This is a genomic window from Streptomyces canus 299MFChir4.1 (assembly GCF_000383615.1).
In the GTDB taxonomy this organism is placed as follows: domain Bacteria; phylum Actinomycetota; class Actinomycetes; order Streptomycetales; family Streptomycetaceae; genus Streptomyces; species Streptomyces canus_C.
In genome coordinates this window covers 125,234-140,003 of record NZ_KB911590.1, presented here as the reverse complement: position 1 = coordinate 140,003, position 14,770 = coordinate 125,234, and the positions used below count along the sequence as shown (strand labels likewise).

General features: G+C 70.8%; 11 protein-coding genes. 4 read left to right on the top strand and 7 right to left on the bottom strand.

Annotated features, from left to right (window positions below; genetic code table 11):
• Positions 1 to 78: 78 nt before the first annotated feature.
• The 3 genes from H293_RS0121845 to H293_RS0121835 are packed head-to-tail and all read right to left on the bottom strand — an operon-like array spanning position 79 to position 2,676.
• Positions 79 to 1,236, bottom strand: a complete 1,158-nt coding sequence (locus H293_RS0121845; RefSeq protein ID WP_020119974.1) for an acetyl-CoA C-acetyltransferase — start codon at positions 1,234 to 1,236, stop codon at positions 79 to 81.
• A gap of 26 nt (positions 1,237 to 1,262) precedes the next feature.
• On the bottom strand, positions 1,263 to 1,877 hold the full coding sequence (locus H293_RS0121840; RefSeq protein ID WP_028808079.1) for a TetR/AcrR family transcriptional regulator: 615 nt from the start codon (positions 1,875 to 1,877) through the stop codon (positions 1,263 to 1,265).
• A gap of 13 nt (positions 1,878 to 1,890) precedes the next feature.
• Positions 1,891 to 2,676: an SDR family oxidoreductase gene (locus H293_RS0121835; protein WP_020119972.1), complete on the bottom strand. Its 786-nt coding sequence runs from the start codon at positions 2,674 to 2,676 to the stop codon at positions 1,891 to 1,893.
• Positions 2,677 to 2,724: 48 nt separating this feature from the next.
• On the opposite strand from H293_RS0121835, the gene H293_RS0121830 reads away from it, so the two are divergent.
• Positions 2,725 to 3,855 carry an acyl-CoA dehydrogenase family protein gene (locus H293_RS0121830; RefSeq protein ID WP_020119971.1) on the top strand — a complete coding sequence of 377 codons (1,131 nt, stop codon included), beginning with the start codon at positions 2,725 to 2,727 and terminating at the stop codon, positions 3,853 to 3,855.
• Positions 3,855 to 4,841, top strand: a complete 987-nt coding sequence (locus H293_RS0121825) for an acyl-CoA dehydrogenase family protein (protein WP_020119970.1) — start codon at positions 3,855 to 3,857, stop codon at positions 4,839 to 4,841. The genes H293_RS0121830 and H293_RS0121825 overlap by 1 nt, the downstream gene beginning before the upstream one ends.
• On the opposite strand, the gene H293_RS61685 is transcribed toward H293_RS0121825, so the two are convergent.
• Positions 4,819 to 4,968, bottom strand: a complete 150-nt coding sequence (locus H293_RS61685; RefSeq protein ID WP_020119969.1) for a hypothetical protein — start codon at positions 4,966 to 4,968, stop codon at positions 4,819 to 4,821. The genes H293_RS0121825 and H293_RS61685 overlap by 23 nt on opposite strands.
• A gap of 241 nt (positions 4,969 to 5,209) precedes the next feature.
• On the opposite strand from H293_RS61685, the gene H293_RS0121815 reads away from it, so the two are divergent.
• Entirely contained in the window at positions 5,210 to 6,115 is a 906-nt protein-coding gene (locus tag H293_RS0121815) for a rhomboid family intramembrane serine protease (RefSeq protein ID WP_020119968.1), read from the top strand.
• A gap of 99 nt (positions 6,116 to 6,214) precedes the next feature.
• Here H293_RS0121815 and H293_RS0121810 read toward each other — a convergent pair whose 3' ends face one another.
• From H293_RS0121810 to H293_RS0121800, 3 genes are all read right to left on the bottom strand, one after another.
• Positions 6,215 to 7,675 carry a glutamate synthase subunit beta gene (locus H293_RS0121810; RefSeq protein WP_020119967.1) on the bottom strand — a complete coding sequence of 487 codons (1,461 nt, stop codon included), beginning with the start codon at positions 7,673 to 7,675 and terminating at the stop codon, positions 6,215 to 6,217.
• Positions 7,668 to 12,275, bottom strand: coding sequence for a glutamate synthase large subunit (gene gltB / locus H293_RS0121805; protein ID WP_028808078.1), 4,608 nt, complete (start codon positions 12,273 to 12,275; stop codon positions 7,668 to 7,670). The genes H293_RS0121810 and gltB overlap by 8 nt, the downstream gene beginning before the upstream one ends.
• Before the next feature lie 379 nt (positions 12,276 to 12,654).
• Entirely contained in the window at positions 12,655 to 13,386 is a 732-nt protein-coding gene (locus H293_RS0121800) for a VIT1/CCC1 transporter family protein (protein WP_020119965.1), read from the bottom strand.
• A gap of 285 nt (positions 13,387 to 13,671) precedes the next feature.
• Here H293_RS0121800 and H293_RS0121795 point away from each other — a divergent pair, with 285 nt between their 5' ends.
• The gene (locus H293_RS0121795) at positions 13,672 to 14,769 is read left to right on the top strand and encodes an ADP-ribosylglycohydrolase family protein (protein WP_020119964.1); all 1,098 of its coding nucleotides are present in this window, start codon (positions 13,672 to 13,674) and stop codon (positions 14,767 to 14,769) included.
• The last annotated feature ends 1 nt before the right edge of the window (position 14,770 follow it).

Here is a 14,770-nt window from a genome sequence, read left to right as displayed (position 1 = left end):
TTCGGCCCCCGGGGGACCTCACGGGCTTCGGGAGCCTGCGCCGGACTCCGTCCGACGGAGTGGGTGGTCCCACCGTCGTCACAGCCTCTCGATGACCGTCACGTTCGCCTGTCCCCCGCCCTCGCACATGGTCTGGAGGCCGTACCTCCCACCCGTGCGCTCCAGTTCGTGCAGCAGGGTGGTCATCAGTTTCACGCCCGTCGCTCCCAGCGGATGCCCGAGGGCGATCGCGCCGCCGTTGACGTTGACCTTCTCCGGGTCGGCTCCCGTTTCCTTCAGCCAGGCCAGCACCACCGGCGCGAAGGCCTCGTTGATCTCGACGAGGTCGATGTCGTCGATGGTGAGGCCGCTCTTCTTCAGGGCGTGGGCGGTGGCCGGGATGGGGGCGGTGAGCATGCGGATGGGGTCCTCGCCGCGGACGGAGAGGTGGTGCACGCGTGCGCGTGGGGTGAGGCCGTGTTCGCGCACCGCCCGCTCCGAGGCCAGCAGCATGGCCGCCGCTCCGTCGGAGACCTGCGAGGAGCAGGCCGCGGTGATGGTGCCGCCCTCGATCACCGGCTTCAGTCCGGCCATCTTCTCCAGGGAGGTGTCCCGGCGCGGGCCCTCGTCGACCGCGACCGGGCCGTAGGCCACCGTCTCGCGCTCGAAGCGCCCCTCGTCGATGGCCCGCAGAGCCCGCCGGTGGGACCGGAGCGCGAACTCCTCCTGGTCCTCGCGGCTGATCCCCCACTTCCCCGCGATCATCTCGGCGCCGGCGAACTGGTTCACGGCCCGGTCCCCGTACCTGGCCCGCCACCCCTCGCTGCCCGCGAAGGGCCCCTGGGTCAGCCCGAGCGGCTCGGCGGCCTGCCGGGTCGCGAAGGCGATCGGGATCATCGACATGTTCTGCACCCCGCCGGCCACCACCAGGTCCTGCGTCCCGGACAGCACGCCCTGGGCGGCGAAGTGCACGGCCTGCTGCGAGGACCCGCACTGCCGGTCCACGGTCACCCCGGGCACCTCCTCGGGCAGCCCGGCAGCGAGCCACGCGGTCCGCGCGATGTCCCCGGCCTGCGGCCCGACCGCGTCCAGGCACCCGAAGACGACGTCCTCGACGGCCGCGGGGTCGACCCCGGCCCGCGCGACGACCGCCTTCAGCACATGCGCGCCCAGGTCGGCCGGGTGGACCCCGCTGAGCCCTCCCCCGCGCCGCCCGACGGGCGTGCGGACCGCTTCGACGATGTAAGCCTCGGCCATGGCGACTCCCCAGACATCCCAATGAGTTAGGTACGTACGGCGATCCCGTCCAGCACCATCGACAGGTACTGCCGGGCGATCTCCTCCGGGCTGTGCTGTCCGCCGGGCCGGTACCAGGACGCGGCGACCCACACGGTGTCGCGCACGAACCGGTAGGTCAGCCGGACATCGAGGTCGGCCCGGAACACCTCGGCCGCGACCCCGCGCTCCAGCGTGGACAGCCAGGCCTTCTCGAACCTGCGCTGTGACTCGGCGAGGAACGCGAACCGCTCCTGCGCCACCAGTTGCTTGCTCTCCTTCTGGTAGATCGCGACGGCGGCGCGGTGCCGGTCGATCTCCCGGAACGACTCGGTGACCAGGGCCTCCAGCGTCTCGCGCGGGCCGAGTTCGGCGCCCAGGACGGCGTCGTAGCCGCCCCAGAGCTCGTCGAGGAAGGTCCGCAGGATCTCCTCCAGCATCGATTCCTTGGAGTCGAAGTGGTAGTAGAGGCTGCCCGCGAGCATGCCCGCGTGATCCGCGATCTTGCGTACGGTCGTGGCATTGTAGCCCTGTTCGGCGAAGACCTCGGCGGCGGTGTCGAGGAGTTCACGGCGGCGGGCCGGGGCTGCCGCGCTCACCTGGGGCTTCTTCTTGGTCGGCACATCGTCCATTGTCCTAGGCGTGTTGGCTGCTGACGGCGACGACCTCGCCGGTCATGTACGAGGAGTAGCCCGACGCCAGGAACACGATCACGTTGGCCACCTCCCAGGGCTCGGCGTACCGCCCGAAGGCCTCGCGGGCGGTGAGTTCCTCCAGCAGTTCGGCCGAGGTCACCTTCACCAGGTGGGGGTGCATGGCGAGGCTGGGCGACACTGCGTTGACCCGCACCCCGTACTCGGCCGCCTCGACCGCCGCGCACCGGGTCAGCGCCATCACGCCCGCTTTCGCGGCGGCGTAGTGCGCCTGCCCCGCCTGCGCGCGCCACCCGACGACGGAGGCGTTGTTGACGATCACCCCGCCGCCGGAGTCCCGCATCAGCCGCAGGGCGGCGCGGGTGCACCGGAAGGTGCCGTTCAAGGTCACGTCCAGGACCCGGGACCACTGTTCGTCGGTCATGTCGACGAGCGCCGAAGTGCCGCCGAGTCCCGCGTTGTTGACGACGACGTCCAGCCGCCCGTGCTCTTCTGCGGCCGCGTCGAACAGCGCGCGCACCTGTGCCTCGTCGGTGACGTCGCAGGGCACGGCCGACACCGCTCCCGGGAACTCCCGTCCGAGCTCGGCCTCGCACTCCTTCAGCCGCCGCGCGTGCGCGTCGCTGATCAGGACGCGCGCGCCCTCCTCCAGGAAGCGGCGCGCGGTCGCCCCGCCGATGCCCGCTCCGGCGGCGGCGGTGATGACGGCGGTGCGCCCCTTCAGCAGCCCGTGCCCCGGTTCGTACACCGGACTCTCGACGCCTGTCATGGCGCCACGCTAACCTACCAAACACTTGTTAGGGAAGGACGGGTGTCCATGGATCTGGCGTTCACGCAGGAGGAAGAGGCCTTCCGCGCCGAGGCCCGCGCGTGGCTGCGCGCACATGTGCCCGCCGCTCCGCTGCCCTCCCTGGAGACCGAGGAGGGTTTCGCGGCCCACCGCGGGTGGGAGGCCGAACTCGCCGCGGACCGCTGGTCGGTGGTCAACTGGCCCCGCGAGTACGGCGGCCGGGACTCCGGGCTGGTCCGCTGGCTGGTCTTCGAGGAGGAGTACTACGCGGCGGGGGCACCCGGGCGCGTCAGCCAGAACGGCATCAGCCTCCTCGCCCCGACCCTCTTCGACCACGGCACACCGGAGCAACGCGCGCGCGTGCTGCCGTCGATGGCCACCGGTGAGGTGGTCTGGGCGCAGGCCTGGTCGGAGCCGGAGGCGGGCTCGGACCTGGCGTCCCTGAGGTCCAAAGGGGTGCGTACGGAAGGGGGCTGGCTGCTCAGCGGCCAGAAGACCTGGTCCTCCCGGGCGGCCTTCGCGGACCGCGCGTTCGGGCTCTTCCGCACCGACCCGGACACCCCGAAACCCCACCAGGGCCTGACCTACCTGATGTTCGACCTGCGGGCGCCCGGTGTCACCGTCCGTCCGATCCACCGCCTCGACGGGAAACCGGCCTTCGCCGAGCTCTTCCTGGACGAGGTGTTCGTGCCGGACGAGGACGTCATCGGCGGGCCCGGCCAGGGCTGGCGGATCGCGATGTCGACGGCGGGCAACGAACGGGGGCTGATGCTGCGCTCACCGGGCCGTTTCCTGGCGGCCGCCGACCGGCTGTCCGCGCTCTGGCAGGCCCAGGGAAGCCCGCGGGAGACCGGGAACCGGGTCGCGGACGCCCTGATCGGAGCCCGCGCGTATCAGCTCTTCACCTACGCGTCCGCCTCCCGCTTCCTGGACGGTGACACGCTGGGCCCGGAGTCCAGCCTCAACAAGGTCTTCTGGTCCGAGTACGACATCGCGCTCACGGAGACGGCCCTGGACCTCCTGGGTGAGCAAGAGGACCCGGACTGGTCCGAGCGCTATGTCTTCGCGCTCGCCGGCCCCATCTACGCCGGCACCAACGAGATCCAGCGCGACATCATCGCCGAACGCCTACTGGGTCTGCCGAAGGGTCGCCGCTGATGCGTTTCCTCCTCGATCCGGAGCAGCGGGAGTTCGCCGCCTCGCTGGACTCGATGCTGACCGCGGCCGACACTCCCTCCGTCGTACGGGACTGGAGCCGCGGCGACCACGACAGCGGGCTCGCACTGTGGAGCCGTATCGCCGAGGCGGGCGTGTTCGCACTGGCGGTACCGGAGGCATACGAAGGGCTGGGGCCGCGCCCCGCGGAACTCGTCGTGGCCTTCGTGGAGTTGGGGCGGCACGCGGTACCGGGCCCTTTGGTGGAGACGGTGACGGCGGCGACGCTGCTCACGGCGCTGGACGACACCGGCCCGGCGAAGCTGCTGCTGCCCGCGCTGGCGTCGGGCGAGTCGGTGGCGACCGTGACGACGGGGTCGTATGCGCCGGACGCGGACGTGGCGGACGTACGGCTGGCGATCTCGGGTGCGGGTGAGCGGGGGCTGGTCGCGCGGTTCCCCGCGCCCCTGAAGGGTTTTCGGCCCGTGGACCCCGCCCGGCGCCTCTTCCCCCTCCCCGCCGGGGGACAACGACTCGCCACCGGCCCCCAGGTGGCCACGGCCACAGAACGCGCCCTCACCACCGCCCGCCTCACCACCGCCGCCCAAGCTCTCGGTGTGGGACTCGCGCTGCTCGACAAGACCGTCTCCTACGTCAGGCAGCGCACCCAGTTCGGCGTCCCCATCGGCTCCTTCCAGGCGGTCAAGCACCAACTCGCCGACGTGAAGATCGCGTTGGAGTTCGCGCGGCCCCTGCTCTTCGGCGCCGCCCTAACGATGACCAGGGAAGACGTCGCCGCCGCCAAGGTCACGGCGTGCGAGGCGGCGTACCGGGCCGCCCGCACCGCGCTCCAGCTGCACGGGGCCATCGGGTACACGGCCGAGTACGACCTGTCCCTGTGGCTCACCAAGGCCCGCGCCCTGCGCACCGCGTGGGGCAGCCCCGACGCGTGCCGCGCGACCGTCCTCAGTGGTGGTCGCCGCTGGTGACCTCCCGGCACTCCTCCACCGTCGGCTTCGCGATCCGCGTGCCGGGCCCGAACATCGCCCGCCCGAGCCCGGCCCGCAACCGCTGGGAGCGGCTGACCGGCCGCCGCAGCCCGTTGGCGTCGGTCAACGGCCCTGTCCCGTACGGCGGTTCCTGCTCGTGCTGGGTGAGGGTGTGCAGCTGCTCCTGCGCGAGGGGCTCGTGGACCTCGACGCACTCCCCGTGCGGGCGCCGCCTGATGGTGCCGGAAGACGGGGGGACGGCCGACGACGGCCCCGCCGCTGCCTCCCTCCACCGGAGTTCGCTATTTTGTTCGCCGCCGACCCCACCGGCTCGATCATCACCCCTGTCACTCCGAGGAGAGCCGGCCGTGGAACCCGAATCCACCCTCACCGCCTGTTATCGCCATCCCACGGTGGAGTCCCATGTCCGCTGCACCCGCTGCGAGCGGTACATCTGCCCGCACTGCATGCGGGAGGCGGCCGTCGGTCACCAGTGCCCCGAGTGCGTGCGGGAGGGGGCGCGATCGGTGCGGCAGGCCCGGACCGCGTTCGGCGGGCGGATCACGGCCGTACCGCTGGTGACGTACGTCCTCATCGGCCTCAACGTGCTCGCCTACGTCGGCGAGCTCGTGCGCCCGGCGATCGTGGACCGGTTCGAGATGCTGGGCGTCGGCCTGGTGGGCCCGGACGGCGGCCACTACGTGTGGCAGGCCGCATACCCCGCCGACTTCCACATGGAGGGTGTCGTCGACGGCGAGTGGTACCGGCTGCTGACCGGCGCGTTCCTCCATCTGCCGCCCACCGGGGGCACGTTCGGGATCCTGCACATCGTGATGAACATGGTGTCGCTGTGGAACATCGGCCGCGTGGTCGAGCTCCAGCTCGGCCGGATCCGGTACCTCGCCCTCTATCTGCTCTCGGCGCTCGGCGGCTCGGTCCTCGTCCTGCTGATCGCGCCCACCACACCCACGCTCGGCGCGTCCGGCGCGATCTTCGGGCTCGGGGCCGCCTACTACGTGATGGCCCGCCGGCTCGGCGCCGACATGGCCCAGGTCAACCGCTTCATGGCAGGCCTGCTGCTGTGGCTGCTGATCTCCGCGGGGCTGACATCGTGGCAGGGCCACCTCGGCGGCCTGCTGGCGGGAACCGTCGTCACGCTCGCCTACGCGTACGCCCCCCGGGACGGCCGTCGCGCCCTGGTACAGGCGGGAGCGTGCACCGTCCTGCTGGTGGCGCTCCTGGTGTCCACTTGGGCCAAGGTCACTGCCCGCTGACATGGCGACGGTGCCCGCCCCTCGTCCGGTCGGGGACTGGGAGGGCGGACACCGTCAGCGTTCCGTACGCCGTTGTACGGGACGTTTCTTGATTGGCCGTCAGACCATCAGCGAGCGGTCCGTCGGCCGGATCGGGGCGGGCAGTTCGCTCGCGCCGGTCAGGAAGCGGTCGCAGCCGCGGGCGGCCGAGCGGCCCTCCGCGATCGCCCACACGATGAGCGACTGGCCGCGGCCCGCGTCACCGGCGACGAAGACGCCCGGCACGTTGGTCTGGAAGTCGGCGTCGCGGGCGATGTTGCCGCGCTCGTCGAGCTCCAGGCCGAACTGCTCGACCAGGCCGTTCTCGCGGTCGGTGCCGGTGAAGCCCATGGCGAGGGTGACCAGCTGGGCGGGGATCTTGCGCTCCGTGCCCGGCTTCGGGGTCAGCTTGCCCTCGATGAACTCGACCTCGCTCAGGTGCAGCCACTGGACGTTGCCGTCCTCGTCGCCCTCGAAGTGGGTCGTCGAGACGGAGTAGACCCGCTCGCCGCCCTCCTCGTGCGCGGAGGTGACCTTGTAGAGCATCGGGAAGGTCGGCCACGGCTGGTGCGGGGCCCGGTCCTCGCCCGGACGGGGCATGATCTCCAGCTGCGTCACCGAGGCCGCGCCCTGGCGGTGGGCGGTGCCCACGCAGTCGGCGCCGGTGTCGCCGCCGCCGATGACGATGACGTGCTTGCCCTCGGCCGTGATGGGGGGCGCCACGTAGTCGCCCTCCTGCACCTTGTTGGCCAGCGGCAGGTACTCCATGGCCTGGTGGATGCCCTTGAGCTCGCGGCCGGGGACCGGGAGGTCACGCGCGGTGGTGGCGCCGGCGGCGATGACGACGGCGTCGTACCGCTTCTTCAGGTCGGTCGCCTTGAGGTCGCGGCCGATCTCGATGCCGGTACGGAAGCGGGTGCCCTCCGCGCGCATCTGCTCGATACGCCGGTTGATGTGCCGCTTCTCCATCTTGAACTCGGGGATGCCGTACCGCAGGAGGCCTCCGACGCGGTCCGCGCGCTCGTAGACGGCGACGGTGTGACCGGCCCGCGTGAGCTGCTGGGCGGCGGCGAGACCGGCGGGTCCCGAGCCGATGACCGCGACGGTCTTGCCGGACAGGCGCTCGGGGGCCTGCGGCTCGACGTCGCCGCTGTCCCACGCCTTGTCGATGATCGAGACCTCGACGTTCTTGATGGTGACCGGCGGCTGGTTGATGCCGAGCACACACGCCGACTCACAGGGAGCGGGGCACAGACGACCGGTGAACTCCGGGAAGTTGTTGGTCGCGTGCAGCCGCTCGGAGGCGGCGGACCAGTCCTCGCGGTAGGCGAAGTCGTTCCACTCGGGGATGAGGTTCCCGAGCGGACAGCCGTTGTGACAGAACGGGATGCCGCAGTCCATGCAGCGGCTGGCCTGCTTGCTGATGATCGGCAGCAGGGAGCCGGGGACGTAGACCTCGTTCCAGTCCTTCAGACGTACGTCGACCGGGCGGGACTTGGCGACCTCACGGCCGTGGTTCAGGAAGCCCTTCGGGTCAGCCATTGATCGCCGCCTCCATCATCTTCTCGGTGATCTCGGACTCGGAGAGTCCCGCCTGCTCGGCGGCGTCCTTGGCGGCGAGCACTGCCTTGTACGTGCTGGGGATGATCTTGCTGAAGCGCTCGACAGCGGTGTCCCACTCGGCCAGCAGCTTCTCGGCGACCGTGGATCCGGTCTCCTCCTGGTGACGGCGCACCACGTCGTGCAGCCACTGCCTGTCGGTGTCGTCCAGCGCTTCGACGGCGTCCACGTTGCCGACGTTGACGTTGTCCCGGTCGAGGTCGATGACGTAGGCGATGCCGCCGGACATGCCGGCCGCGAAGTTGCGGCCCGTCTCGCCGAGGACCACCGCGCGACCGCCGGTCATGTACTCGCAGCCGTGGTCGCCCACGCCCTCGGAGACGACCGTGGCCCCGGAGTTGCGGACACAGAACCGCTCGCCCGTACGACCGCGCAGGAACAGCTCGCCGCCGGTCGCTCCGTAGGCGATGGTGTTGCCCGCGATCGTGGAGAACTCGGCGAGGTGGTCGGCGCCCCGGTCGGGACGGACGATCACCCGGCCGCCGGAGAGGCCCTTGCCGACGTAGTCGTTGGCGTCGCCCTCCAGGCGCAGCGTGACACCGCGCGGCAGGAAGGCACCGAAGGACTGGCCCGCCGAGCCCGTGAAGGTGATGTCGATGGTGTCGTCGGGCAGGCCCGCGCCACCGAACTTCTTCGTCACCTCATGGCCGAGCATGGTGCCGACCGTGCGGTTGATGTTGCGGATCGCGACCTGGGCGCGCACCGGCTGGGCGTCGGTCGCCGAGTCGGCGGCCAGGGCGTCGGAGGCGAGCTTGATCAGCTCGTTGTCGAGCGCCTTCTCCAGGCCGTGGTCCTGCTCGATGACCTGGTGCAGCGCGGCACCCTCGGGCAGCTCTGGCACGTAGAAGAGCGGAGCCAGGTCGAGGCCCTGCGCCTTCCAGTGGTTGACGGCCCGCTCGACGTCGAGCGTCTCGGCGTGGCCGACGGCCTCCTCGATGGAGCGGAAGCCCAGCTCGGCGAGGATCTCGCGGACCTCTTCGGCGATGAACTTGAAGAAGTTCACGACGTACTCGGCCTTGCCGGTGAAGCGGTCGCGGAGCACCGGGTTCTGGGTGGCGATGCCGACCGGACAGGTGTCCAGGTGGCAGACGCGCATCATGACGCAGCCGGAGACGACGAGCGGCGCGGTCGCGAAACCGAACTCCTCGGCGCCAAGCAGCGCGGCGATGACGACGTCACGGCCGGTCTTGAGCTGACCGTCGGTCTGGACGACGATCCGGTCGCGCAGGCCGTTGAGCAGCAGGGTCTGCTGGGTCTCGGCGAGACCGAGCTCCCAGGGACCGCCGGCGTGCTTGAGCGAGGTCAGCGGGGAGGCACCCGTACCGCCGTCGTGACCGGAGATGAGCACGACGTCCGCGTGCGCCTTGGACACACCCGCCGCGACCGTGCCGACGCCGACCTCGGAGACCAGCTTCACGTGGATCCGCGCCTGCGGGTTCGCGTTCTTCAGGTCGTGGATCAGCTGGGCCAGGTCCTCGATCGAGTAGATGTCGTGGTGCGGCGGCGGGGAGATCAGACCGACGCCCGGGGTCGAGTGCCGGGTCTTGGCGACCCACGGGTACACCTTGTGGCCGGGCAGCTGGCCGCCCTCGCCGGGCTTGGCGCCCTGGGCCATCTTGATCTGGATGTCGTCCGCGTTGACCAGGTACTCGGAGGTCACGCCGAAGCGGCCGGAGGCGACCTGCTTGATCGACGAACGCCGCGCCGGGTCGTACAGCCGGTCCGCGTCCTCGCCGCCCTCACCGGTGTTGGACTTGCCGCCCAGCTGGTTCATGGCGATGGCGAGGGTCTCGTGCGCCTCCTTGGAGATGGAGCCGTACGACATGGCGCCGGTGGAGAAGCGCTTGACGATCTCGGAGACCGGCTCGACCTCGTCGACGGAGATCGGCTGGCGGTCGCTCTTGAAGCCGAACAGGCCGCGCAGCGTCATCAGGCGCTCGGACTGCTCGTTCACTCGGTCCGTGTACTTCTTGAAGATGTCGTAGCGGTTCGCGCGCGTCGAGTGCTGGAGGCGGAAGACCGTCTCCGGGTCGAACAGGTGCGGCTCGCCCTCACGGCGCCACTGGTACTCGCCGCCTATCTCCAGGGCGCGGTGGGCCGGCGCGATGCCGCTCGCCGGGTACGCCTTGGCGTGCCGGGCGGCGACCTCCTTGGCGATGACGTCGATGCCGACGCCGCCGATCTTGGAGGCGGTACCGCTGAAGTACTTCTGGACGAAGCCCTCTTCGAGACCGACGGCCTCGAAGACCTGGGCACCGCGGTACGAGGCGACGGTCGAGATGCCCATCTTCGACATGACCTTGAGGACACCCTTGCCAAGGGCGTAGATCAGGTTGCGGATGGCCTGCTCGGCCTCGATGTCCGACAGGAAGGTGCCCGCGCGGACCAGGTCCTCGACGGACTCCATGGCGAGGTACGGGTTCACGGCCGCGGCGCCGAAGCCGATCAGCAGGGCGACGTGGTGGACCTCGCGGACGTCACCGGCCTCGACCAGCAGGCCCACCTGGGTGCGCTGCTTGGTGCGGATGAGGTGGTGGTGGACGGCCGCGGTGAGCAGCAGCGACGGGATCGGCGCGTGCTCGGCGTCCGAGTGGCGGTCCGAGAGGACGATCAGCCGGGCGCCGTTGGCGATGGCCGCGTCAGCCTCGGCGCAGATCTCCTCGATGCGCGCGGCGAGGGAGTCGCCGCCGCCGGAGACCCGGTACAGGCCGGACAGGGTCGCGGCCTTGAAGCCGGGCATGTCGCCGTCGGCGTTGATGTGGATGAGCTTGGCCAGCTCGTCGTTGTCGATCACCGGGAAGGGCAGCACGACGGAGCGGCAGGAGGCGGCGCTCGGGTCGAGCAGGTTGCCCTGCGGGCCGAGGGCCGAGCGCAGCGAGGTGACGAGCTCCTCGCGGATCGCGTCCAGCGGCGGGTTGGTGACCTGCGCGAACAGCTGGGTGAAGTAGTCGAAGAGCAGCCGCGGGCGCTCGCTCAGCGCGGCGATCGGCGAGTCGGTGCCCATCGAACCGATCGGCTCGGCACCGGCCTTGGCCATCGGCGCGAGGAGGACACGGAGCTCTTCCTCGGTGTAGCCGAAGGTCTGCTGGCGGCGGGTGACCGAGGCGTGGGTGTGCACGATGTGCTCACGCTCGGGCAGGTCGCCGAGCTCGATCTCGCCGGCCTCCAGCCACTCCGCGTAGGGCTGCTCGGCGGCGAGGCCGGCCTTGATCTCGTCGTCCTCGATGATGCGGTGCTCGACGGTGTCGACGAGGAACATCCGGCCGGGCTGGAGGCGGCCCTTGCGGACGACCTTGGCGGGGTCGATGTCGAGGACGCCGACCTCGGAGCCGAGGACGACGAGGCCGTCGTCGGTGACCCAGTAGCGGCCGGGGCGAAGGCCGTTGCGGTCCAGGACCGCGCCGACCTGCTTGCCGTCGGTGAAGGTGACACAGGCCGGACCGTCCCAGGGCTCCATCAGGTTGGAGTGGAACTGGTAGAAGGCGCGGCGGGCCGGCTCCATGGAGTCGTGGTTCTCCCACGCCTCCGGGATCATCATCAGCACGGAGTGCGGCAGCGAACGGCCGCCCAGGTGCAGGAGTTCGAGGACCTCGTCGAAGGACGCCGAGTCGGAGGCGTCCGGCGTGCAGATCGGGAAGACCCGCTCGATGGCCTTGCTGTCGTTCCCGAACAGGTCGGAGACCAGCTGCGACTCGCGGGCCGCCATCCAGTTGCGGTTGCCCTTGACGGTGTTGATCTCACCGTTGTGCGCGACGAAGCGGTACGGGTGCGCGAGCGGCCACGACGGGAAGGTGTTCGTGGAGAACCGGGAGTGCACGAGCGCGATCGCGGAGGCGAAGCGGCGGTCGGACAGGTCCGGGAAGAAGGGCTCCAGCTGGCCGGTGGTCAGCATGCCCTTGTAGACGATGGTCCGCGCGGACAGCGAGGGGAAGTAGACGTCTACCTCACGCTCGGCGCGCTTGCGCAGCACGAACGCCTTGCGGTCGAGGGCGAGGTCCGTGGCGGGCGCGGCGGAGGCGTCGCCGACGAAGAGCTGGCGGAACGCCGGCATCGTCGAGCGGGCGGTGGCGCCGAGCAGCTCGGGGGCGACCGGGACCTCGCGCCAGCCGAGGACCATGAGGCCCTCCTCGGCGGCGATCGTCTCGATCTTCGAGACGGCGTCCTGGATGCCGTCCTTCGGGAGGAAGGCGGTACCGACCGCGTATCCACCGGCCGCGGGCAGCTCGAAGCCGGCGACCTCACGGAAGAAGGCGTCCGGAACCTGGGACAGGATGCCCGCGCCGTCACCCGAGTCGGGCTCGGCGCCGGTGGCACCGCGGTGCTCCAGGTTGCGCAGAACCGTGAGCGCCTGCTCGACCAGCGCATGGCTCGCCTCGCCGGTGAGGGTGGCCACGAAGCCGACGCCACAGGCGTCCTTTTCGTTGCGGGGGTCGTACATACCCTGCGCAGCAGGGCGAGCATCCATGAAGGACCACTTCTGGCCATTCGTGGAGTGCTGGGACGGCTGGCGCGGCGTACGCATCGGCTCTCCCGTCGTCGTCAATTGGCATATTCAGCTTGCCGAGGGACGACGTTGGCCCTCTGCGTGAGTGCAAAATTTCGTGCAGGTTACATGATGGAGCGGATCTCGGGAACCGGATACTCCGTTCCAACATGCGGACGCCACGCGGTGCGAGGGGGGTGTCGCACACGTGGCTTGAAGTATGTGGGACCGAACCGGACCGATCGGTCAGATCGTCGTCCGTCGGTCCATGGGGCGGCGAAGGCGTCGTCGCCGGCCCCCGCGAGTGCACCGCAAGCGTCATTGCCCGCAGCGCTTACGGCTCATGCCCAGTGGTTAAGCACTCGAAACCAGCGAGTAACGGCTACTTATGCGGCCCAACGCATAAGTAGCAGCCGACCTATCCTACGGCCGTCCCGAAGAAACCGCCCAGGGCGTACGTCACACCGGCCGCCGCGCCTCCCAGGACGAGCTGCCGCAGTCCGCTGTACCACCAGGTCCGCGCGGTCACCCGGGCCACGACGGCACCGCACGCGAACAGCCCGGCAAGAGCGAGCAGCAGGGCGGGCCACAGCACGGTCGCGCCGAGCAGATACGGCAGCACGGGCAGCAGGGCGCCCAGGGCGAAGGACCCGAAGCTGGACACGGCGGCGACCAGCGGCGAGGGCAGATCGCCCGGGTCGATCCCCAGCTCCTCGCGGGCGTGGATCTCAAGGGCCTGCTCGGGGTCCTTCGACAGCTGCCGCGCGACTTCCCTGGCCAGCTCGGGTTCGACCCCGCGCCCCTCGTACAGGGCGGCGAGCTCGGCCTCCTCGTCCTGGGGGTGCTTGCGCAGTTCCCGGCGCTCCACGTCCAGTTCGGCCTCGACGAGCTCACGCTGGGAGGCGACGGAGGTGTACTCACCGGCGGCCATGGAGAAGGCGCCGGCGGCGAGCCCGGCGAGTCCGGTCAGCACGATGGTGTTCTGGCCGACGGCTCCACCGGCGACTCCGGTCATCAGGGCGAGGTTGGAGACCAGCCCGTCCATCGCCCCGAAGACGGCGGGCCTGAGCCAACCACCGTTCACGTCCCGGTGCGTGTGGTTGTCGCGGTGCGCCGCGTGCAGGGGCGCTTCGATGTCGATGACGGCCATTCCGGTCCCCCAGGGAAGCTAAGCCAAAGCTAACTTTGGACAGATTCTAATTCTCAACAACACACACAGTACGACGCCCCATTCCCGTCCGCCAGCAAGGAAAGGCTCGGCTAACCTGCGACTTTGCCTTCGAATGCGCAAACGATCATGGCTTCGCTCAGATGTCGACCGGGTGACGTTGGGGCAAGGGAGGCTGAGGTCAACCGCCGATGGTGGGACATATGCGGCAAAAGGTTCCGCGCTCCGCGCGAACCACCTCTGCTCCCTGTTGTGGAGAGGCCGCGTATGACATCGATCGCCCGCGTTTCCTCGGTCCCGGCGCCCCAGGACACCGCCGAACTCCGCGAGCGGGCCCGCGGCGCCCTGTTGGGCCTGGCCGTGGGGGACGCCCTGGGAGCCCCCGCCGAGAACATGAAGCCGTCGCAGATCCGCGCCCGCTGGGGCCGTATCGAGGGCTACGTGGAGGACGAGCCGGCCGGCACGGACGACACGGAGTACGCGATCTTCTCGGGCCTGCTCCTGGCCCGCCACGGCTCCGCCCTCACCCCCTGCCATGTGGAGTCGGCCTGGCACGAGTGGATCGCGGACCGCGACGAGGGCCCGTTCCGGGGCGCCGGCTTCAGCGAACGCGGCACGCTGGAGAACCTCCGCCGCGGCCTTGCCGCCCCCATCTCGGCCCAGCACCGCCACGCCTGGAGCGACGGCCTGGCCATGCGGGCGGCTCCCTTCGGCGTCTTCGCGGCGGGCCGCCCCGCAGAGGCGGCCCGCCTGGTGGCCGTCGACGGTTCGGTGAGCCACGACGGCGAGGGCATCTACGGCGGCCAGGCGGTCGCCGCGGGAGTGGCCGCGGCGATGGCCGGTGCCCCGACGATCACCGTCGTCGCCTCGGCGCTGGCGGTGATCCCGGACGACAGCTGGACGGCCCGCTCCCTGCGCCGCGCCGTGGCAGTGGCCCACAGAGGCGAGCGCGCGGTCCGCTCCGCCGTCGTCATCGGCGGCTATCCGTGGACCGACCTGGCCCCGGAGGCGGTGGCCCTGGCCTTCGGCGCGTACGCGGCGGCGGACGGCGACTTCCGCGAGGCGGTCCTGACCGCGGTGAACATGGGGAGAGACGCGGACACGACGGCGGCGGTGGCGGGGGCGCTGGCCGGGGCGACCAGGGGCGTCTCGGCGATCCCGGCCGAGTGGGCCGCGGCGATCGGCCCGGCGAGAGGCAGCTGCCTGCCCTCCATGGCGGGCCATCACGTGCTGGACGTGGCGGAGTTGCTGGTGGCGGGCGAGGACGGCAAGTGGGGCACGACCGGTCTCGCCCAGGAGTGGCCCCCACCCGCCCCGGACGCCTTCACCCTGGCGGCGGGCACCGACTCGGGGACGGACCGGTGAG

Coding starts and splice junctions, on each gene's coding strand:
- H293_RS0121845 (WP_020119974.1), bottom strand. CDS start 1,236: ATGGCCGAGGCTTACATCGTCGAAGCGGTCCGCACGCCCGTCGGGCGG.
- H293_RS0121835 (WP_020119972.1), bottom strand. CDS start 2,676: ATGACAGGCGTCGAGAGTCCGGTGTACGAACCGGGGCACGGGCTGCTG.
- H293_RS0121830 (WP_020119971.1), top strand. CDS start 2,725: ATGGATCTGGCGTTCACGCAGGAGGAAGAGGCCTTCCGCGCCGAGGCC.
- H293_RS0121825 (WP_020119970.1), top strand. CDS start 3,855: ATGCGTTTCCTCCTCGATCCGGAGCAGCGGGAGTTCGCCGCCTCGCTG.
- H293_RS0121810 (WP_020119967.1), bottom strand. CDS start 7,675: ATGGCTGACCCGAAGGGCTTCCTGAACCACGGCCGTGAGGTCGCCAAG.
- gltB (WP_028808078.1), bottom strand. CDS start 12,275: ATGCGTACGCCGCGCCAGCCGTCCCAGCACTCCACGAATGGCCAGAAG.
- H293_RS0121800 (WP_020119965.1), bottom strand. CDS start 13,386: ATGGCCGTCATCGACATCGAAGCGCCCCTGCACGCGGCGCACCGCGAC.
- H293_RS0121795 (WP_020119964.1), top strand. CDS start 13,672: ATGACATCGATCGCCCGCGTTTCCTCGGTCCCGGCGCCCCAGGACACC.